This is a genomic window from Nocardia sp. NPDC059154, from assembly GCF_042755705.1.
Taxonomy (GTDB): domain Bacteria; phylum Actinomycetota; class Actinomycetes; order Mycobacteriales; family Mycobacteriaceae; genus Nocardia.
In genome coordinates, this window is the sequence record NZ_JBHZCS010000081.1 from 23,199 (window position 1) to 43,242 (window position 20,044).

General features: G+C 67.9%; 17 protein-coding genes and 2 pseudogenes. 9 read left to right on the forward strand and 10 right to left on the reverse strand.

Features of this window, described 5'->3' with window-relative positions; genetic code table 11:
- Positions 1-1,152 carry an aromatic acid exporter family protein gene (locus tag ACFXN1_RS43450; protein ID WP_379443249.1) on the forward strand — a complete coding sequence of 384 codons (1,152 nt, stop codon included), beginning with the start codon at positions 1-3 and terminating at the stop codon, positions 1,150-1,152.
- Positions 1,153-1,420: 268 nt separating this feature from the next.
- On the opposite strand, the gene ACFXN1_RS43455 is transcribed toward ACFXN1_RS43450, so the two are convergent.
- Positions 1,421-2,203 (reverse strand): site-2 protease family protein, encoded by a 783-nt coding sequence (locus ACFXN1_RS43455; RefSeq protein ID WP_379443250.1) that lies wholly within the window; start codon positions 2,201-2,203, stop codon positions 1,421-1,423.
- A gap of 56 nt (positions 2,204-2,259) precedes the next feature.
- A complete protein-coding gene (locus tag ACFXN1_RS43460; RefSeq protein WP_379401254.1) occupies positions 2,260-2,919 on the reverse strand; it encodes a hypothetical protein in 660 nt (219 codons plus the stop codon).
- Between the two features lie 422 nt (positions 2,920-3,341).
- Between ACFXN1_RS43460 and ACFXN1_RS43465 the strand changes: the two genes are divergently transcribed.
- Positions 3,342-4,643 carry an adenylosuccinate synthase gene (locus ACFXN1_RS43465; RefSeq protein ID WP_364619895.1) on the forward strand — a complete coding sequence of 434 codons (1,302 nt, stop codon included), beginning with the start codon at positions 3,342-3,344 and terminating at the stop codon, positions 4,641-4,643.
- Positions 4,644-4,854: 211 nt separating this feature from the next.
- Here the strand turns inward: ACFXN1_RS43465 and ACFXN1_RS43470 are convergent, their stop codons facing one another.
- Positions 4,855-6,348, reverse strand: coding sequence for a PLP-dependent aminotransferase family protein (locus tag ACFXN1_RS43470; RefSeq protein WP_379443251.1), 1,494 nt, complete (start codon positions 6,346-6,348; stop codon positions 4,855-4,857).
- A gap of 62 nt (positions 6,349-6,410) precedes the next feature.
- Here ACFXN1_RS43470 and ACFXN1_RS43475 point away from each other — a divergent pair, with 62 nt between their 5' ends.
- Both ACFXN1_RS43475 and ACFXN1_RS43480 read left to right on the forward strand, forming a co-directional pair.
- A complete protein-coding gene (locus ACFXN1_RS43475) occupies positions 6,411-6,713 on the forward strand; it encodes a hypothetical protein (RefSeq protein WP_379443252.1) in 303 nt (100 codons plus the stop codon).
- A 52-nt stretch (positions 6,714-6,765) separates the two neighbouring features.
- The gene (locus ACFXN1_RS43480) at positions 6,766-7,326 is read left to right on the forward strand and encodes a methylated-DNA--[protein]-cysteine S-methyltransferase (protein ID WP_379443254.1); all 561 of its coding nucleotides are present in this window, start codon (positions 6,766-6,768) and stop codon (positions 7,324-7,326) included.
- 70 nt (positions 7,327-7,396) lie between these two features.
- Here ACFXN1_RS43480 and ACFXN1_RS43485 read toward each other — a convergent pair whose 3' ends face one another.
- From ACFXN1_RS43485 to ACFXN1_RS43495, 3 genes are all read right to left on the reverse strand, one after another.
- Entirely contained in the window at positions 7,397-8,425 is a 1,029-nt protein-coding gene (locus ACFXN1_RS43485; RefSeq protein ID WP_379463917.1) for a hypothetical protein, read from the reverse strand.
- Positions 8,426-8,650: 225 nt separating this feature from the next.
- Complete coding sequence (locus tag ACFXN1_RS43490; protein WP_379443256.1) at positions 8,651-11,272, reverse strand: LuxR C-terminal-related transcriptional regulator; 2,622 nt, start codon at positions 11,270-11,272, stop codon at positions 8,651-8,653.
- 65 nt (positions 11,273-11,337) lie between these two features.
- On the reverse strand, positions 11,338-12,159 hold the full coding sequence (locus ACFXN1_RS43495) for a helix-turn-helix domain-containing protein (protein ID WP_379443258.1): 822 nt from the start codon (positions 12,157-12,159) through the stop codon (positions 11,338-11,340).
- 102 nt (positions 12,160-12,261) lie between these two features.
- On the opposite strand from ACFXN1_RS43495, the gene ACFXN1_RS43500 reads away from it, so the two are divergent.
- Positions 12,262-12,798 carry a YceI family protein gene (locus ACFXN1_RS43500; protein WP_379443259.1) on the forward strand — a complete coding sequence of 179 codons (537 nt, stop codon included), beginning with the start codon at positions 12,262-12,264 and terminating at the stop codon, positions 12,796-12,798.
- 81 nt (positions 12,799-12,879) lie between these two features.
- On the opposite strand, the gene ACFXN1_RS43505 is transcribed toward ACFXN1_RS43500, so the two are convergent.
- Positions 12,880-13,977 carry a CaiB/BaiF CoA transferase family protein gene (locus ACFXN1_RS43505; RefSeq protein WP_379463919.1) on the reverse strand — a complete coding sequence of 366 codons (1,098 nt, stop codon included), beginning with the start codon at positions 13,975-13,977 and terminating at the stop codon, positions 12,880-12,882.
- 70 nt (positions 13,978-14,047) lie between these two features.
- Here ACFXN1_RS43505 and ACFXN1_RS43510 point away from each other — a divergent pair.
- Positions 14,048-14,869 (forward strand): annotated as a pseudogene (locus ACFXN1_RS43510) (LLM class F420-dependent oxidoreductase); the annotation flags it as partial.
- Positions 14,870-15,201: 332 nt separating this feature from the next.
- Positions 15,202-15,579, forward strand: a complete 378-nt coding sequence (locus ACFXN1_RS43515) for a recombinase family protein (protein WP_379463921.1) — start codon at positions 15,202-15,204, stop codon at positions 15,577-15,579.
- A gap of 12 nt (positions 15,580-15,591) precedes the next feature.
- On the opposite strand, the gene ACFXN1_RS43520 is transcribed toward ACFXN1_RS43515, so the two are convergent.
- Entirely contained in the window at positions 15,592-16,578 is a 987-nt protein-coding gene (locus tag ACFXN1_RS43520) for a GlxA family transcriptional regulator (protein ID WP_379446476.1), read from the reverse strand.
- A gap of 74 nt (positions 16,579-16,652) precedes the next feature.
- Between ACFXN1_RS43520 and ACFXN1_RS43525 the strand changes: the two genes are divergently transcribed.
- On the forward strand, positions 16,653-17,492 hold the full coding sequence (locus ACFXN1_RS43525) for a dienelactone hydrolase family protein (protein ID WP_379446475.1): 840 nt from the start codon (positions 16,653-16,655) through the stop codon (positions 17,490-17,492).
- Positions 17,493-17,961: 469 nt separating this feature from the next.
- Here the strand turns inward: ACFXN1_RS43525 and ACFXN1_RS43530 are convergent, their stop codons facing one another.
- A complete protein-coding gene (locus ACFXN1_RS43530) occupies positions 17,962-18,648 on the reverse strand; it encodes a TetR/AcrR family transcriptional regulator (protein ID WP_379446474.1) in 687 nt (228 codons plus the stop codon).
- Positions 18,649-18,704: 56 nt separating this feature from the next.
- The gene (locus ACFXN1_RS43535; RefSeq protein ID WP_379446473.1) at positions 18,705-19,583 is read right to left on the reverse strand and encodes a crotonase/enoyl-CoA hydratase family protein; all 879 of its coding nucleotides are present in this window, start codon (positions 19,581-19,583) and stop codon (positions 18,705-18,707) included.
- 153 nt (positions 19,584-19,736) lie between these two features.
- Between ACFXN1_RS43535 and ACFXN1_RS43540 the strand changes: the two are divergent.
- Positions 19,737-20,044 (forward strand): annotated as a pseudogene (locus tag ACFXN1_RS43540) (NAD(P)(+) transhydrogenase (Re/Si-specific) subunit alpha); the annotation flags it as partial.

The window sequence follows — 20,044 nt, forward strand, 5'->3', positions numbered from 1 at the left end:
TTGAGCAGCGGCCTGGGCGAAACCTTCGACGCTGCCCGGGAGAGCAGCGTCACCCGCGCGCGCAGGGCCGCGGGGCGCGTCCGGTCCTCGCTGCTGCCGATCGTGCAGTGCGCGATCGGCGCGGGCGTGGCCTGGTTCATCGCCCACAATGTGATCGGGCACGAGCGCCCGTTCTTCGCGCCCATGGCCGCCATGATCTCCATCGGCCTGTCGTTCGGTGCGCGGCTGCGCCGGTCGGTCGAGCTGATCGTCGGCGTGGCCGTCGGCATCGGCATCGGCGACCTGTTCGTCTCCCGGGTGGGCACCGGCGGTTGGCAGATCGTGCTGCTGGTGGTGATCGCCATGTGCGCCGCCGTCTTCCTCGACGGCGGCCCGGTCATCACCATGCAGGCGGCCAGTTCCGCGGTGCTGGTGGCAACGCTCTATCCGCCCGGTCAGGGTGGTGCGTCGCTGCGCATGATCGACGCGCTGGTGGGTGGTCTGGTCGGCATCGTGGTGGTGGCGGCGATCCCGCTGCATCCGGTCCGCCGCGCTCGGGAGCAGGCCGCCGGGATTCTCGAGGTGATGGGCAATGCCCTCACCGAGTGCGCGGACGGCCTGCTCGAGCAGGATGCCGCCAAGATCAAGACGGCGCTCGAGACCGTGCGCGGCACCCAGGGTGCGATCGACGCCATGCGCAATACCCTGGAGGGCAGCCGGGAGATCATTCGAATCTCCCCGCTGTACTGGAACTCTCGCTCCCGCCTGCAGCGCCTGCGGCTGGCCGCGGACCCGCTCGACAACGCGGTCCGCAATACCCGCGTGCTGCTGCGCCGCGCGCTCACTTCGGTGCGCGACGACGAGGTGCTGAATCCGGGCCTGGTCGCGGAGGTCGAGAAACTCGGTCAGGCCGTGGATGTGGTGCGCCGCATGATGCTGGCCGACCCGGACGAGAAGCCCGATCCAGCCGAGGCGACCCGTGTGCTGCGCTCGGTCGGCAAGGGCGCGACCAAGGATCTGGTGACCGGGGCGGGCCTGTCCGCCCACGTGGTCTTCGCCCAATTGCGTTCCATCGTCGTGGATCTCATGCAGGTGTGCGGGATACGAAGGCTCTCCGCCATGGCGCTGCTGCCGCCGACCGTCCCGCATCCCTATGTCACGCCGATCGACTGATCCGCATCCACCTCCGCCCGAATCACGGGTAGGCCCGAGACCGGAATTGCAGGTATGTTCGATTCGCCTGCGGGGGGCCTGCTCTTGATCTTCGGGTAGTCCGCTACTCGCGTCGAACCGCTTGCGTCCCTCTACCGTTCGTATCAGGCCGGATTTACGAGGGGTAGTCCGGTTCCGGACTCGCAACGAAGGGTGGCAACGGTTTCTCCGGACCGATGTCGTTGCGATGGGCCGCCCGGCACCGGGTCGTCCGGGCGGCCCACCCGGGTCAGAGCCAGAAGCGCGTCAGCGCGCTGCCCGCCGACCACCAGCTGCCCGGCAGCCCGGACAATTCGAACAGCGCGTTGATCGCGTCGAAGAAGAGCCGGTTGAGTTCCGGCGTGAACAGCAGCGCGAACAGGATCAGGATGCCGAACGGCTTGATCTGATCCAGCGACCGCCGCGTCTGATAGCTCAGCGACGGCTCCAGAATCCCGTACCCGTCGGTGCCGGGAATCGGGATGAGGTTCAGCACGGTCGCCGTAATCTGCAGGAACGCAAGGTAACTGAGCCCGAACCAGAATGCCGCGTGTGAATGTGTGCTGCCGTAGAACCGCACGATCACCAGCAGCACGATCGCGCACAGCGCGTTCACCGCGGGCCCGGCGCCGCTCAGGATCCGCTGTACCCGCGGGCTGAAGTTGTGCGAGTGCACGTACACCGCACCACCGGGCAGCGCGAACCCGCCGAGCGCGATGAACACCACCGGCAGCGCGATCGACAGCAGTGGATGGCTGTACTTGAGCGGATTGAGGGTCAGATACCCGCGCATCTCCACTTCGCGGTCCCCGGCCCGCCACGCCACATACGCGTGCGCGAATTCGTGCAGGCAGATGGAGACGATCCAGCCCGCCACCACCAGGATGAAAACACCGAATTGGGCCTGGCGCGAACCGTAGTCGGCGTCCCAGGCGAGCGCTCCGCCCGCCACCGTGATCACCACGACCAGTAGGAACACCGGACTGGGCCGGACCGCTCCGGATGCCCGGCCCACCGCGCGCGGGTAATTCACCTGATACTCCCAACTGGTCGGCTCTGCTGTACGCCGTTACCCATTCTGGGGGTGAATCAGCGAACCAGCAGCCAAGGTTCGTGATGCCGATAGAACGTGGAGCGCTTCACCACCCGATCGGTGGTGATCCCGTCGCGGGTGACAATGGCGCCGCTGGTGCCCAGCTGCATGGCGCGCCCCTCGACCCAGCGCTTCTTGCGCAGGCCGCGCTGCACGGTGGCATGCAGGCCGGGCATCTCCAGCATGGGCGAAACATGTAGTGCCGCGACCTTTCCCGTGAACAGCCGGGTGTCGTCGACGTAGGCCTCGCCCTCCAGCTTCGCGCCCGCCTCGCCGACCAGGGTGGCGCGGCCGATCAGCACCTTGCCGGTGTCGTCGCGAATCAGCGGGGTCGCGATGGCCTTCCCCTCCAGCGCGCGCTTGGCGGCGGCGGAACCGGTACCGGTCTCGTAGGCGCGGGAGCCGTAGGTGCGATCGATGGGCACATAACCGATTTCGACGCCGAGGCGTTCGGTGCGCATCAGATGGGTGAGGACCGCGGCCAATCCGGCATCCTCACCGAGCACGATGAGCCGGGGCAGGCTGTCCGCGGCCATGACCGGCAGCAACTCGTCCAGAGCGCCGGTATCGGGAATGGCGGAGGTCTGGGTGAGGGACAGGGATGCCAGCGCGATGGGAACGGGCGCGCCGTCGCAGCGGAGAACATGGGTACTCAACTGCCGAACACCCTCCTCTGGCTTGCCAACACCTATCCGCCTCGCTGCATATCCGATGGACCCCCGCCGGTCCTCTCCCCGTGCCACCATAGCCCTGTCTCATTTGCCACGCTGTCCTCGCTGCGCATCCGTTACGGTGCCGGATTTGCCCTCCGCTTCGCTCCGGGCGGGTTCGCGGCCAAGGCGCAGGTCTATGGAGCCGGAAGCTCGATTCTTCCCTCCTCCGCTTCGCTCCCGTTTCCGCTCCGAGCGCGGGGAGGCGGAGCGCAGTCCAGAATCGAGCCGGGCCGCGAACTGCGGGTATGCCGCCTCTCGGGACTCATGGGGGACTCCCGTAAAGTGTGCCTACGGCCACCGCCTTCTGACGGCGGGTAGCTGCAGCACCAGAGGGGCTGCGCGTCGAACCCGTAGGAGACACTCACATGCCGGCAATCGTGCTGATCGGCGCCCAGTGGGGCGACGAGGGCAAGGGCAAGGCAACCGATCTGCTCGGCGATCGGGTCCAGTGGGTAGTTCGATACCAGGGCGGCAACAACGCGGGTCACACCGTGGTGCTGCCCAATGGTGAGAGCTTCGCGCTGCATCTGATTCCGTCCGGCATCCTCACCCCCGATGTGACCAACGTCATCGGCAATGGCGTGGTGGTGGATCCGGGTGTGCTGCTGGCCGAACTCGCCGGTCTGGAAGAGCGCGGTGTGGACACATCCCGCCTGCTGCTCTCGGCCGACGCGCACCTGATCATGCCGTACCACGTGGCCATCGATAAGGTCACCGAACGCTTCCTGGGCAACAAGAAGATCGGCACCACCGGCCGCGGCATCGGTCCCTGCTACCAGGACAAGGTCGCCCGCGTCGGCGTCCGCGTGGCCGATGTGCTGGACGAGAAGATCCTCACCCAGAAGGTCGAGGCCGCACTGGAATTCAAGAACCAGGTGCTGGTGAAGATCTACAACCGCCGCGCGCTGGACCCGCAGCAGGTGGTGGACGAGGTGCTGGAGAAGGCCGAGGGCTTCAAGCACCGCATCGCCGACAGCCGGCTGCTGCTCAACCAGGCGCTGGAGCGCGATGAGATTGTGCTGCTGGAGGGTTCGCAGGGCACCCTGCTGGATGTCGACCACGGCACCTACCCGTACGTCACCTCCTCCAACCCGACCGCGGGTGGCGCGGCGGTGGGCGCGGGCGTCGGCCCGAACAAGATCACCACGGTGCTCGGCATCCTGAAGGCGTACACCACCCGCGTCGGCTCCGGCCCGTTCCCGACCGAACTCTTCGACGAGTCCGGCACCTACCTGGCCAAGACCGGCGGCGAGGTCGGCGTCACCACCGGCCGCGCCCGCCGCACCGGCTGGTTCGACGCCGTGATCGCCCGCTACGCCACCCGCGTCAACGGCATCACCGACTACTTCCTCACCAAGCTGGACGTGCTCTCCAGCCTGGACACGGTCCCGATCTGCGTCGCCTACGAGATCGACGGCGAGCGGGTCGAGCAGATGCCCACCACCCAGACCGAATTCCACCACGCCAAGCCGATCTACGAGGAAATGCCCGGCTGGTGGGAGGACATCTCGGGTGCCCGCACCTTCGAGGAGCTCCCGGCCAACGCCCGGGCCTACGTCGAGCGCCTGGAAGAACTATCGGGAGCACGGGTTTCGTGCATCGGCGTCGGCCCGGGTCGTGACCAGACCATCGTCCGCCACGACGTTGCCGCCTCCCCGCGACTTTAGCGGGCGGCTGAGTGCCGTTGCCGGTTCTGCATCCGTGCCTGCGGATAGGTGCCGAACCGATTCTGGTCGTACCCGGTGAGTTACCCGCATCTTGCGAAATCAGTTGTCGCTGAGCGGAAAACACGCGCCCGCCGCTTTCGCGGCGGGCGCGAGCCGTTTCAGGGCATATTGCGGGTCTCGGGGTCGTGTAGCGCCGCCTGGCTGGGTGACGTCAGTAGGTGATGAGTGGGGCCAGGGGGTCGGCGGCGTGCGGGTTGAGGGCGGCGGCGGCCGCCGCGATGGACTTCACGGCGACTCGCAGGTCCGATTCCTCGTGGGTGAAGGGGAGGCGGATGAAGCGTTCGAAGGCGCCCTGGACGCCGAAACGTGGTCCGGCGGCTAGCAAGACGCCGTGGTTGGGGGCGGTGGCGGCCAAGGCGGTGGAGACCGGGGCGGGAAGTTGGGCCCACACGGACATGCCGCCGACGCCCTCGGTGACGCGCCAGTCGGGGAGTTCCTCGGCGAGGGTTTCGAGCAGGACCGCGCGGCGGGAGCGGAGCTGGTCGCGGCGGGTGGTGAGGATCTCGTCGGCATTGCGGAGCAGGTGGACGGTGGCCAGCTGGTCCATGACGGGGGTGCCGAGGTCGACGGTGGAGCGGGTGCCCAGGAGTTTGGTGATCAGGGCCTGGTTGGCGCGGACCCAGCCGACGCGCAGGCCGCCCCAGAAGGACTTGGAGGCCGAACCGATGGTGACGATCTCCGAATTGCGGGCGAAAGCGGCGGCGGGGGGTGGAGATTCGAGGTCGGTGAGGTTCAGGTCCACCATGGATTCGTCGACGATCACCGTCATGCGGGTCTCGCGGGCGATGGTGGCCAGCTCCGCCCGGCCCTCGGCGTCGAGCAGGTGACCGGTCGGATTGTTGAAGTCCGGAATCAGGTAGGCGACGCTGGCTGCGGTCTGCCGTGCGGCACTGCGGATTCCGTCCAGATCCCAGCCGTCCGGGCGCATGGGCACCGGAACCGGGCGCGCACCCACATCGCGAATCGCCTCGATGGCGTTCGGGTAGGTGGGGTGCTCGATGAGTACGCGTTCGGCCGGGGTGGTGAGCACATTGAGCAGCAGCCGCAGACCGTGCTGCGCGCCCAGGGTGATGAGGATCTGGTCCGGCTCGGTGGGCAGCCCGCGCTCGGTGTAGCGGCGAGCCAGCGCCTCGCGCAGCATGAGCACACCCACCGGGTCCATGCCGTGCGTGCCGAGATAGGTCGGAAGCCCCTGCAGGGCAAAGGAGTACGCCTCGGTCATCTGCGGCGGGGCGGACATGGCGGCGTAGGTCATGTCGATGGTCGGCAGCTCCGGCTGCGCCATCATGGCCAGGATGCTGCGCGCGGGCTTCGCGCCGTCGTGCACCACGGTCGGCGGCAGCGCCACGGTGCTGCGCGAGCCCTGGCGGCTGATCAGGTAACCGTGCTCGCGCAGCAGGGAATACGCGGAGGTGACGGTGGTGCGGCTGACCGCGAGGGCGGTGGCCAGATCGCGCTCGCTGGGCAGCGCGACGCCGAGCGGCGCGCGGCCGTCGTGAATGAGCAGGCGGATGCTCTCCGCCAGTGCCACGTAGGCGGGCCGAGCCGCACGCTTGCCATTGTCGGCGGGGGCGCCCGGTTCGTCGTTCCGCCACCGGCCCAGGTCGCGCGTCAGGCTGGCCGCGCCGATCACTCGTGTCGCCATACAGGCCAGTATCGGGGTACTGGATATTTTCTTCAAGTCCGGGCCCGAGCCACTATGGGCTCATGGTCGCTCTGCTGGTCTCCATTCTGATCGTCGCCGCTTTCGCCGGTCTCGTGTACCGGTATGCGCCCAAGCCCGGTGAGCGCTGGGGCGAGCTGCTGGAGCGGTATCGCCCGCATGCTCCCATGTCGGACTGGTCGGTCGCCGAATATGAAGCGTCCCGGCAGTATTCGGACCTCGCGGCCATTGCGTCGTTCCGCCCGGATGCCTGCCCGCCGGCTCCCGCGCGGCGATTCCGTCGCAGCGCTCCGGCCGTGGCCGCCCTGTCCACCATCCCGTGCCGAGGAGAATCAGTCCAGTTCTAGCCAACTGGACTTGAATCGGATTCTTGTCGGTGCCACCGTGCACACTGGCCTCATGTCCGCCCCGGCCCGACCCCTGGCGTCGGCGGCGCTCTTCGATACCGCGATCGGCGTGTGCGCCATCGCCTGGAGCGCCACCGGCGTCCTGCGCTTCGCCCTTCCCGACCGCGACCCCGCGGCCACCCGCACCCACATCCTGCGCCGCCACCGCCTGGCCGACATCCACGAGGCCGAGCCCACCGCCGAGCTGGCCACGGCCATCGACCGCATCCGCGCCCACCTCACCGGCGACCTGGACGACCTCCGCTGGATCCCCCTGGATACCACCGCTTTCAACGACTTCGACCGCGCCGTCTACGAGGTGACCCGCGCCATCGGCCCGGGTCACACCCTCAACTACGGCGCGGTGGCGAACCGCATCGGCGCCCCCGGCGGCGCCCAGGCCGTCGGACAATCCCTGGGCCGCAACCCGATCCCCCTGATCATCCCCTGCCACCGGGTACTGGCCGCCGACCACGCCCTGCACGGCTTCTCCGCCCCCGGCGGCCTCACCACCAAACAGCGCCTCCTGGAAATCGAACGCACTCCAGGCTTCGGCGAACCCACCCTCTTCTGATCGCCGCCATATGGAAGGCGCCCGCACCGAAAGCCTGGTGCGGATGCCCCGTATCGCCGGAAGATGTGCGTCAGAGCGCGCCGCCCAGGAACCCACCCAGCGCCGCGCCGCCCGCTCCGACCACAGCTCCCCCGGCGAGTGCGGCCGGGATGCCCGCGGCCGCGGCTCCAGCGGCAGCGCCGACACCTGCGCCGATCAGCGCCCCACCGGCTGTGCCGCCCGGGACGTCGATCGGCGCGGTCCACGGCGCCACGACCGCGCCGGCCGAACCGAGCCCGAATCCGACCGCAGCGCCGACGCCCGCGCCGATCGCGCCGCCGACTGCCGCACCGAGCAGCGCCGCCGGAACGCCCGCACCGATGGCGCCGACGCCCCCGCCGATCGCCGCACCGCCGAGGGTGCCCGCGGCGATCTTGTCGGAGCGGCTCGGGTTTACGCCGATGGAGTTGAGGCCGGTGGCCAGGCCGGCTTCGGTGTCGGCGGCTGCGCCGTTGACGGTGTCGAGAATGTCGTCTGGCAGCTGGTCCGGGGCGGGGGTGGTGAAGTCGCCGATGCGGACGGTGCGCGGGGGCGGGGCGATCGGGAGGACCGGGTCCACCAGCGTCGGGGCGTGCAGGGTTCGGAAGTCGACCGCCGGTGCCGCTTCGTGATTCGGGATCGGGCGGAAGTTCGCGGGGATCGGGTAGTCGGCCTGCGACGGCGACTGTGCTTGCGGCAGTGGGTGATTCGGCACGGTGACGCCGGGCTGCGCGAGGCTCGGACGCGGGCCGGGGCGATCCTGGTCACGGGCCGGGAGGGCCACGCCCGGCTGGGCGGCGCCGGGGCGCGGGACGGACTGGACGGAGCTCGAGTGGCCGGCGGTGCCCGCGGCGTCCGGGGCCGCCGCACCCGGCTGCGGATTCGCTTCCGGGGCACCGGTATTGGCCGGGGCGCGGGTACCAGCCGGCTGCACGGCGGCCAGGGTCGAGCTGCCCTGCGCCGACTTGGCCGAGTGGTCACTCGTATTCGCGCAGGCCACTGCCAACGCCAGCGGAACGACGCTCACGACGATCGCCCGCCGAGCCACGGCGCCCTTCACTTCACGATCCCGACCGACCACGTCGAAACACCTGCCTTCCAACATATTTCGTTGCGCCGGTTCCGAGACCGGCCATGACTACCGGTTATTCGCGGGAACCCGTGGCTCGGCTTGGCCGTGCATCGGCCCTATCCGCATCGACGCAGATCAGCGCCTCGAATTGGGGGTGCGAAGTTCCAGCGGCAGGACGCCGGCGGCAGGGGGACGGCGTGGCGGAGCACGCCGGTATTCATTACTCGATCCGGATCAGGTCAGCTTTGCTGATTTGCCCGAAGGCGTCCCTCCGCGCATCAATTCCGCCAGCGCCTCCCGATCGGTGACATCGAGCTTGATGCACGCCCGGTACAGGTGCCCCTCCACCGTCCGCACCGAGACGGTCAGCCGGTCCGCGATCTGCCGGTTGGACAGCCCGGCCGCCACCAGATTCGCGATCTCCCGTTCGCGCGCGGTCAACGGCAGCGGCTGCGCGGACTGCCGCAGCGCCGGGGTGGACGCGCCGCCGCAGGCGGCCGCCAGCCGATTGGCGGTTGCCGCGGATTCCAGCAGTCGCCGGCGGTCACCCGCCCGCTCGTGCGCGGAGGCGGCCTGCGCGGCCGCGTCCGCCGCGGAGAGCAGCGCCCCGATTGCCTCGAATTCCGCTGCGGCGGTATCCAATCCGGGTCCGTCGTGGGCCGCGACCGCCACCGCGTGCCGCGCCTGCACCTGCACCAGCCGCCCGTCGATGCGGGCCGCAAGATCCGCCAACCGCCCGCCGACCGACTGATCGCCGAAACGGGCGGCGGCGTGCAGCGCCATGGCCTCGATGGCGTGCTGGTGGGTGCGTGCGGCCAGATCCGCCGCCCCCAGCGCGAGCCGGACGGCCGGTGTCGCGGTGCCCTCGGCGGCCGTCTGCATGGCCCGCACGAGTCCGAGCAGCGGTTCATAGACGGCACTGTGACGCCCGCCTCGCAGGGTCGCCGCCGCAATGGCTTCCGCCGCTTCGGTGGGCCGCCCGAGCGCCGAGTACGCCTCCGCCAGCCGCAGTTGGGCGGGGAACATCCAGGACGCCGCGCCCTCCGTGGTGAGCGCCGCGAGCGCCTGCTCGAGATTGTCGATGCCCTGCGGGAACTGGCCCTGCGCCACGTCCACGGTGCCCTGCAGGATCTTGGCCATGCCCCAGGCCAGATATTGGCCGGGGGAGGAGAACGGGTAGGGCGTATTGGCGCATCGGCGCGCGGCTTCCAACTCGCCGATGAAGGTCAGGGCCAGCACTTCCGCGTGTGTGGAGATGAATCGGTTCAATCCGTCGATATGCGACTCCACGGCGTGCGAGCGGGCCGCATACTGCCGGGCGGCTTCACCGCGTCCCATGAGCGCGAGGGCGAGTCCGCCGCCGAAGGCAGCCCAGTACACCGCCCACGGTGGCGCGTCCGGGGCGGACATTACCGGCTCGGCGAGGGCGAACGCATCGTCGAGCCGGTTCTCGTTGACCGCGCACGCGGAGGCCAGACCATCCAGTGTCGCAACAATTTTCGGATGTGTGACCCGGTGTCGCACCGATTCCAGCACGGTATCGGCGCGATCCGCGTCGCCCATGGACCACAGCAGGTTCGACACCCGGGTGCTGCCCCAGCGCGCCAGCTGCACCTCGTTCATCTCGTCCGGATCGAATCCGGCCAGTGTGCGCTCGGCCTCGATGCGATGCCCCTGCCACAACAGCGCGCGGGCCAGCAGGTCAGCGGCCTCCACTCCGCCCTGGCGTTCCACCGCCGCGCGCGCGAACCGTTCGCCCAGAGGCAGATTCGCCAGCGCGATGGCATCCGCGGCCGCCGCCTGGAACAGCTCGAGATCCGCGGATTTGTCGCTGTCCAACGCCAATTCGGCCAATCGGATGCGCTCGGACGCGGAGTTGATGGGCCGGTCCCGGAGCGAGGAGTAGAGCCGCCCGCGCAGCCGCCGCGCCGACGCGATACCCAGTCGCCGACGGATCACCTCACCGAACAGCGGATGGTTGTAACGCACCAGCAGCTGATGGCTGTTCTCGACAATCCTGATGAGACCGCGTGATTCGGCGGATTCCACCGCCTCCTCGCCCGCGAGTTCGGAGAGCACGTCCAGGTCGATGGGCTCGCAGAAGGTGAGCAGTTCCAGCACCCGCAGCACCGACTCGGGCAGCTGCTCGACCCGATCCTCCAGCAGCGCAGCCAATTCCGAGGTGACGGCCGCGCGCCCGCGCAGTTGCCACACCCCGCTGACCTGCCGCAGCGTCCCGGCCTCCAGCGCGCCCTCGACCAGGTGCCGCAGGAAAAGCGCGTTGCCGCCGGAGGATTCCCACATCAGGTTGGCGGTGAAGCCCTCCAGCTGCCCGCCCAGCATGGATTCCACCAGTTCCACGCTCTGGCGCTGGGTGAACGGCTTCAGGTCGATGCGCAGCAGATGCCCGTCCTTCCACAGCGAGGTCACCGCGTCGGGCACCTGCACCCCGCTGCGTACGGTGCACACGATGTGGGCGGCCTTGTCGAGGGCCAGCTGCAGCAGCAGGGTGGCCGAGAGCTGGTCGAGCAGATGGGCGTCGTCGACGCCGATGATGGTGTGCCCGTCGGCGAGCAGCGCCTCGCGCGCGGCCGCCATGAAGGTCACCGGATCGTGGGCGGTGTACACCCCCACCATGTGGGCGAAGACCCCGAGTGGAATGCTGCGGGCGGATTCGGTGCCCGCGACCCAGCGGATATTGCCGCCGACGGCGGCGGTGGCCTGCCGCGCCAGCGTGGTCTTGCCGACCCCCGCGTCACCGGTGAGCACCGCCCCGACGAACTCGTCGCCGGTGAGTGCCGACCTGATCGATTCGAGTTCTTTCACCCGCTCGACCATCGGCCAATTCCGAGCCATGGCTCAACTGTAGATGGCCCGACCCGCCCCGGCAGCGGGAACGAAACCCCCGGAACCTGCGGCTTTTATTCGTTGACCAGCCGTAATCCGGGCGTGCGGGCCTGGCGGCGGTCGACCAGCCAGACCATGACGGTCTGGTCGGCGGCCGGATCCAGGGTCTCGACCTCCACCTCGACCGCACCCCGGGCGGGGTGCTGAATCTTCAGCACGAGGGATCGGAAATCGGTGAGCCGGTGCTCGCGCCAGCGTCGTTCGAACTCCGGGTAGCGGTTCAGGGCGGTGACGACGGCCTCGACCGACGGGTCGTCGGGGAACCGGGTGGCGGCGGCGCGCAGGGACGAAGCAGCCATATCGGCGACGTCGGACCAGTTCAGGAAGGTCTGCTGGGCGGCCGGGTGGGCGAAGACGTAGATGGCGAAGTTGCCGTGCGCCTCCGCGTCGAACATGCCGAGGGGTTCGGCGAAGGCGCGGAAGGAGGGGTTTCCGGCGAGCAGGTTCAGCCAGCGCCCGAGCACCAGCGCGGGCGTCGGCTGCAGGGCGTCGATGACCGCCTGAATGGTCTCGGAGACCTGTTCCCGGGCCTGCCCGGATGCGGGGCAGGAAGCCTTCTGCTCCAGCCCGAGGGCCAGCTTGCCGAAGTGGTGTTTCTCGATCTCGTTGAGCCGCAAGGCTTCCGCGAGGGCGGCCAGCACGGCGGTGGAGGGGTTGGTGTCGCGTCCCTGTTCCAGGCGGGCCAGGTAGTCTGCGCTGACACCGGCGAGCGCGGCCACCTCCTCGCGGCGCAGGCCGGGTGTGCGCCGTCGCCGCCCGGCGGGCAGTCCGACGTCCTCGGGCTGCAGTTGCGCGCGGCGGGCGATCAGGAACTCGGCGAATTCGGAACGGGACACCCTTCCATACTGCCTGGTCCTGGTTCCGTTATCCGCGCCCTGGCAGTCCCCGGATAACCACGGTGTGGATAACCGGACCGAAGTCCACTTAGAGTGGTTGACATGACGACTTCCGAGCAGACCACCCTCGCCCCCGGCTCCTGGACCCTGGATGCCGCCCACTCCTCGGTCAACTTCACCGTGAAGCACCTGGGCATCTCCAAGGTCCGCGGCCGCTTCAACCGCTTCGAGACCGGCTTCGTGGTCAACGAGGCCGGCGAGGCCGCCATCGAGGCCACCATCTACTTCGACTCGTTCGACACCGGCAACGAGATGCGCGACGGCCACGTCCGCAGCGCCGACATCCTCGATGTCGCCAACCGCCCGCACCTGACCTTCCGCGTCCCCGAGCCCGTCGCCCTGAGCGGGGAGTTCGAGGTCACCGGTGAGGCCACCATCGGCGGCATCACCAAGCCCGTCACCCTCGAGGTCGAGTGGGGCGGCGTGCAGGTCTTCCCGCAGGACAACAAGGAGCACGCCGGCTTCACCGCCTCCGGCACCATCAAGCGCAGCGAGTTCGACGTCGCCCCGGGCATGCCCAACGCCATGCTGAGCGACAAGATCGCCATCGAGCTCGACATCCAGCTCGTCGCCCCGTAAGTCCGGGAGCTACCCGCCGCATCGGAAAAGTCAACGCCCCCTGTGGAATTCCATAGGGGGCGTTCGGCCGTGCGCGGAAGGTCAGTCCGCCCAGACCGTTTCGATCGGGGTGCCCTCGTTCGGCGGCGGGGTCGGGATGCCCGCCGGCGTGCGCGAGAAGCGCGGGGCCGGGGCGTGCTGCACGACGCCGTCGATGTCGATCAGCCCGGTGCGGGCCTGGATGTGCGGATTCTGTTCGGCCTCGGTGAAAGTCAGGACCGGGGTGGTGCAGGCGTCGGTGTGCTCGAAGATCGCCCACCACTCGTCGCGGGTCTTGGTCTTGAACTTCTCGGTGAACAGCTTGCGCAGCTGGTCCTGGCCGTTGGGGTCGAGCTGGTTGGGCAGGCCCTCGGGCGAGATCTCCAGGCCCTGCAGCAGTTCCGCGTAGAACTGGGGCTCGATGCAGCCCACGGCCATGTACTTGCCGTCGGAGGTCTCGTAGGTGTCGTAGAAGGCCATACCGGTGTCGAGCAGGTTGGTGCCGCGCTCATCGGACCACAGGCCCACGCCCTTCATGCCCCAGATCATGTGTGAGAGCGCGAGTGCGCCGTCGATCATGGCAGCGTCGATGACCTGGCCCTTGCCGGAGTTCTGGCGTTCCACCAGCGCGGCCAGGATGCCGAAGACCAGGAACATGGAACCGCCGCCGAAGTCGCCGACCATGTTCAGCGGCGGCACGGGGCGTTCGCCCTTGCGGCCGATGGCGTTCAGCACACCGGTGAGCGAGATGTAGTTGATGTCGTGTCCGGCGCGGTCGGCCATCGGGCCGTACTGGCCCCAGCCGGTCATGCGGCCGTAGATCAGGCGTGGATTGCGTTCCAGCGCCGTGTCGGGGCCCAGTCCCATGCGCTCGGTGACGCCGGGCCGGAAGCCCTCGATCAGCACATCGGCCTTGGCGATCAGGGCGAGAGTCTTCTCGATGTCGGCCGGATCCTTCAGGTTGGCCTCGACAATGGTCCGCCCGCGCCACTGTGGCCGCTCCGTGGAACCGGGGAACTGCCCCGGCCGCTGTACGCGCACCACATCTGCACCCAGATCCGCGAGTAGCAGCGCGGCGTGCGGCGCGGGGCCGATGCCGGCCAGTTCAACGACCCGGACGTCCGCAAGCGGGCCTCGTTGTGCGGTGGATGACGTGTTCACGCCTGCCCTCGGCTTTCGTCTGTTACAAATTAATAGAGTGAACACTCAATATAATAGGAGTAATCGGCCAATGCGTATCGGACTGGGCATCAACTACGCGGGCGGCTTCAGGGAAGTCGCCGCTGAAGTCGCAGACCTGGAGCAGGCAGGACTGGATATCGTGTTCGTCCCCGAGGCCTACTCGTTCGACGCGGTCAGCGGCCTCGGCTACCTGGCGGCCAAAACCCAACGGGTACAGCTGGCTTCGGGCATCCTGCAGCTCTTCACCCGTACTCCGACGCTGACTGCCATGACCGCGGCGGGACTGGATTATGTATCGGATGGGCGGTACATCTTGGGAATCGGTGCGTCCGGTCCGCAGGTGATCGAGGGCTTTCACGGCGTGCCGTATGACGCGCCCATCGGCAGAGCCCGAGAGGTGATTGAGATCTGCCGCAAGGTGTGGCGACGTGAGCCGCTGGAGTTCGCGGGCACGCACTACACCATCCCGTTGCCGCCGGGAGCGGGCACCGGGTTGGGCAAGTCGCTGAAGCTCATCAATCACCCAGTGCGCGAACGTATCCCGGTTCTACTGGCAGCGTTGGGGCCGAAGAATGTAGAGCTGGCCGCAGAGCTGGCCCAGGGATGGCAGCCGCTTCTCGTGCTGCCGGAGAAGGTCGATGCGGTGTGGGGAGCGGCGCTGACCCGGGGCAAGGCCAAGCGCGATCCGGCCCTCGGTGAACTCGAAATCTATGCCAGCCCGGCGCTGGCCATCGGTGACAACGTCGAACCGCTCCGGGAGCAGGTGAAGCCGCACCTGGCGATGTATGTCGGCGGTATGGGGGCGAAGGGCAAGAACTTCTACCACTCGCTGGCCACCAAGTACGGCTACCGAGCTGAAGCCGACCGTGATTTCGATCGTTCCGGGTCGGCAGGCGTTGGCGCGACGACCCGGAACGAGCGCGGCATCTTCGACAGGTGTCAGGAACGGCCCCGGAATCCTGAAGCTGGCCCCAGGCCCAAAGTAAGGCCGCCTGAAGCCATCGAGGTCCGTTTGTCCTGGGCGGTAGCCGGGTTGGCTATCTGTTCCGCTTCCTTGGAAGTGGAACAACCCGACGCCGCACCGAACACGCCGCGGTCGGTGATCGGACACCAGGGCGAAGCGGAACGGCATTCGTTCCGGAAATCGTTCCACCGAAGATGTTCCGAAAGGCATGTACGGCAGCGAATTCCGATATTTCGGGTATGGCGAACGCACCACAGCATCCGGTCGGCGGACTCGAACTCGGCTACGCCCGAGTCTCGACCACCAAGCAAAGCCTGGAACGCCAACTCGACGCCCTCACCGCCGCAGGCCTGCCAGATGAGCGGATCTACCTCGACAAGAAGAGCGGGGCGGTCGTCGACCGGCCCGGACTGGCCAAACTGCTCGACGGCGACACCATCGTGGCCTACACACTCGACCGGCTCGGCTGGAACCTGTGCGAGGTGAAATCACGAGCAAGACCGGCATCCCGAAGACATCACTGCACCGCTACTCCACGCTGGCGACCGAACAAGAACAGTGATCGCGGTGGCTACTTGGCTGAACAGGGCTTCATGTACCAGGCGACACGACCGTGAACGGCACTCCTATTAGGTCGATTCGGCCGCGCGGGTGCGGGTGGCGGTCGGTGTCTCGCCGGTGTGCCTGCGGTAGATGCGCCGGAAGGCCGCCGGATCGGCGTAACCAACCGCACCCGCGATCACGTCGACGGGTTCGCGCGTGGTCGTGAGCAGGGTGGCCGCCTGCCCGACCCGGAGGCGATGAACGTACTGGGTGGGTGAGACGCCGACGCGGTCACGGATGCGGCGGGTCAGAGTGCGCGGAGAAACCGTTGCGACACTGGCCAATTCGTCCAGCGATAGTTGCCGGTGCAGATTGGCGTGCACGTGCTGTTGCACGGCGCGCAGCACCGGGTCGGTGGCCCGTAGATGCTCGAGCACCATGTAGCGCGACTGCGACATGCGGGCGTCGAGCACCAGGTAGTGAGCCACCTGCTCGGCCAGCGCACTGCCGCCGAGGCGGGCGACCAGCGCCAGCAGCAGATCTGTGTGGGCGAAAGCCGCACCGGCGGTGAGTATTTCGCCGTTGTCGACCACCATGCGATCGGAGTGCACGGTGACATCGGGGAAGCGGCGGGCCAACAGCGGCGCCAGCCACCAGGTAGTGGTGGCGGTCCGGCCCGACAGCAGCCCCGAGGCCGCGAGCACGAAGACTGCCGAGCAGGAGGCAGCTACCGTAGCGCCGGAATCAGCAGCACGCCGGATGATTTCGACGGCCTGCATGGTCTGGGGTCGGGTCAGCAGTTCCTCGACACGCGCTTCGGTGGACGCGGACGGCCCCGGCAGCACCAGGATATCGCCGGGTTCGAACTCCGCCGCGCCGAGCGGGGTTTCGGTATCGACGCTGATCAGCCGCCCACCGCTGGATCGGACCGGCAGCCCATCGAGTGATGCGACGCGCTGCCGCAGCCGCCCGCCTGTCGTGTCACCGGCGATCCCGGCTGCCGTGTCGACGATGTCGATACCGAGACCGAGTGCACCTTCGAGCACACCGTCCAGCGCGAGGTGGGTAATCATGTGGCGAGATTAGACCGAAGGGTGGCGATCTTGCCAATGGTGGTGTGCTGACCTGCTGCGACAGGGTATGGGGTGTGCAGCAATCTCTCCCGCAGGATCCTCTCGACGACGACCTCGCCGATTTCGCACCCCGGTCGATCACACTCGACGGAGCAGCCCGCACGGTGTACGTCAGCGGCAGCGGACCGGCCGTCATCGTCATGGCGGAAATGCCCGGCATCAGTCCCGATGTGGCTCGCTTCGCCCGCTGGGTGCGAGACGCCGGGCTCACCGTCTACCTGCCGTCACTGTTCGGCCGCGACGGTGCCTATCCGGGGGCGGAGGCGGGCGTGGAAGTCTTCGAACGAGCCTGTGTCAGCGCGGAATTCCGGGCCTTCGGTGCGGGCAAGTCCAGCCCGGTCGCGGTGTGGCTGCGTGCGCTGGCAGCCCTGGCCCATCGCGAATGCGGCGGTCTGGGCGTCGGCGCGCTGGGTATGTGCTTCACCGGGAATTTCGCGCTCACCATGATGCTGGAGCCCGCGATGCTGGCGCCGGTGCTGTGCCAGCCGTCGCTGCCACTGGATGAGCCTGGCGGACTGGAGATTTCGCCCGGTGAGCTCGCGGCCGTGCGGGAGCGACTCGATCGCGATGATCTCGTGGTGCGCGCCTATCGCTTCGAGGGCGACCGCTTCTGCACCGCGCAGCGCTTCGCCGCCTACTCCGCGGCGCTGGGTCCGCGTTTCGAGCCGCGAGTGCTGCCCGCCGACGCGGCGAATCCCTCTCCGCCGCCGTTCTTCTCGCAGATCGTCGGCTGCCCGCACAGTGTGGTCACCGCGCATCTGATCGATACGGCGGGGGAACCGACCGCCGCGGCCCGCGACGAGATCCTCGCCTTTCTCGTCGACCGGCTGACTGCGGACATCCCGTTGCAGTGACATAGCGTCCACGCTGGTCCAGCTTCGCGGCCACTTCCGTCGACGTTGGAGCTTGCGACTGCGGGGTAGTAGTCGCTGGAGAGGAGGAGTCGCTTACATCCGGCTTTGTAATCGGGCGTGAGGGACTTCCGGAGCTCGGGATCCGACACCTGCTTGTTCAGCAGCCGCCAGTCTTCACCGACCCGCTTCAACAACTGTGGCTATCTGTGGCCCGGCGTCGGCGATCAGCTGTGTGAGTCCGTGTTCGGTGCACAGCGTCAGCGGTTTGTCCGCTGACGCTGTGGCCTCGTCCGGTTGATTCGTGGCCCACAGACAGCAGGCATGTAGCCAACTGCCTTCGGATCATCGCGCGAGGACGTCGCGGAAGTGCGATGCCCTCCACCAGACTCGCGGAGCGGCTGCACGCCTTTTCGGCTGCGGCCCGCGTGTTCTCGCCGAGCGCCGAAGTTGTCCGGTGGTAACCAACGCGTCAATCCCCTTCAGGCGGGAGGGTGATCGGCTCGATCCGGCTCAGCGGGATCCGAGACAGGCCACCCCAGCAGAGAGCGACTACGGACTCGACGGCATCGGCTTTCGAGCTGGTCCGGCCGGTGTCGAGCCAGTACCGCGCCGCGAACTGGCTGGCTCCGACGAGCCCTGCGGCCAGCAGGCGCGCCTGCGTGGTGTTCATCGCGGCATCCTGCGCGATCGCCCCGGTGATCGCCTCGACGCACGCGTCGGCGGCCCGTCCCAATCGCCACTGCACCGAGGGTTCGGCCAAAGCGTCGGAGTCGAAAACCAGCCGGAAGCCCTGAGCTTCGCTGTCGATGAAGTCGAAGTACGCCTTCACCGCGGTGTGGACGCGGTCCCGGCTCGGGGCAGCGGAGTGCAGCGCGTGACGCACGTTCTCGGTGAGAGTGTCGATATGTTGCTGCAACACCGCCAAGTACAGTTCGAGCTTGCTCGAAAACTGTTTGTACAGAACAGGTTTGCTGAATCCCGCGCGTTCGGCGATCTCCGACATGGTGGCGGCGTGGTAGCCCCGCGCGACGAACACCTCGGTGGCCGCGGTCAGGGCGCATCGCCGACGGAAATCACGCCAGGCTCGGGTGCTGTGACCACTGGGCGCTCCACTACCCATCGGTGACCGCTCGTATTCGACAAGTTCTGCGGTCATTTCGACTGCCCTCTCACTTCCTGTGAGCCGCTACACGGGTTCCGGTGCGGCTCGTCCTACCCGGTGTGTTCGGTCCGATCGGCGAACCGCGGACGGCGTGCTTCGAACTCCGCGTTGACCGCCTCGACCTGATTCGCGCTGCCAACCAGCGCGCCGATCTCGGCCTGTTCTGCGGCGAAACCGGTTTCGAGATCAACCCTGCCAGCCAGATCCAGCAGACGTTTGGCGGCGGTGATCGCTTCGGGATTGCGATCGGCGATCGAATGCGCAAGCTCGAGCGCCGATCCGCGCGGATCGGCGCAGACCCGGGTGGCGAGGCCGAGCTCGAATGCCTCGGTGCCACTGAGTATCCGCCCGGAGAACGTGAGCTCCTTGGCCACATCGCGCCCGACCAGCTCGGGCAGCAGCTGGGTTCCCGTCATGTCCGGTACAAGACCCCACTTGATCTCCATGACGGACAATTTCGCATCGGGCGCCACCATCCGGATGTCCGCGCCGAGGGCGATCTGCAATCCGCCTCCGAGTGCATGACCGCTGATTGCGGCGATAACGGGCACCGGAAGCTCGGTCCAGATGTGTGCGGCTCGCTGGCCGGCCGCCTTGGCAGGTCCCGACCCCGGCGGAAGCTCGATCGCTCCTGCCCATCCCTCGTCGTCACGCATCGACTCGAAGACCCGGAAGTCGAGTCCGGCGCAGAAGTCCTGTCCCTCTCCGGAGAGCACGACCGCGCGGAGTCCGCGTTGCCGTTTGAGATCGTCTCCGGCGCGAACCAGTCCGCCGAACATTGCCAGATCCAGGGCGTTTCGCTTGTTGGGCCGGTTCAGTCGGACGTCCGCGACCCCGTCGACAATGTCGATGGTGACTCGCTCCGACATCAGTTCCTCCTGGTTTCCGAGTGGTGGTGACGACACGCTATTAATAGAGTGAGTATTCAATACAATAACTCTTGGGATGCCGCTCCACCAGACGCGAGCAGGTCGTTGTACAGGCTGTTTCATTTCGGTACATCCGAAGCCGCACAGCGTCCTGAAGTATCTGGCCCAACCGGGGCGGTGCCTGGCCGTGATTACCAGTGAGGACCTGAACGAGTGGAGACAGTGAAGAGTGCTGGAGACGGCACTCCGAGCCGGACGAGAGTCGGCGTCGTTCGTGAGATCGATGCCGGCGAACGCCGAGTTGCCTTGGTGCCCAAAGCCATCCCGAGCCTTGTGCAACAAGGGGTGGCCGTTGTTGTCGAGTCAGAGGCGGGCTTGGGAGCGTCGATCCCGGACTCCGCATATGTGGAGGCTGGTGCGGAGATAGGTGATCCGTACAGCGCCGATGTGGTCGTGAAGGTCGCCGCGCCGAACGACAGCGAGATCGCCAAGCTGTCGTCGGGGCAGACGCTGATCGGGTT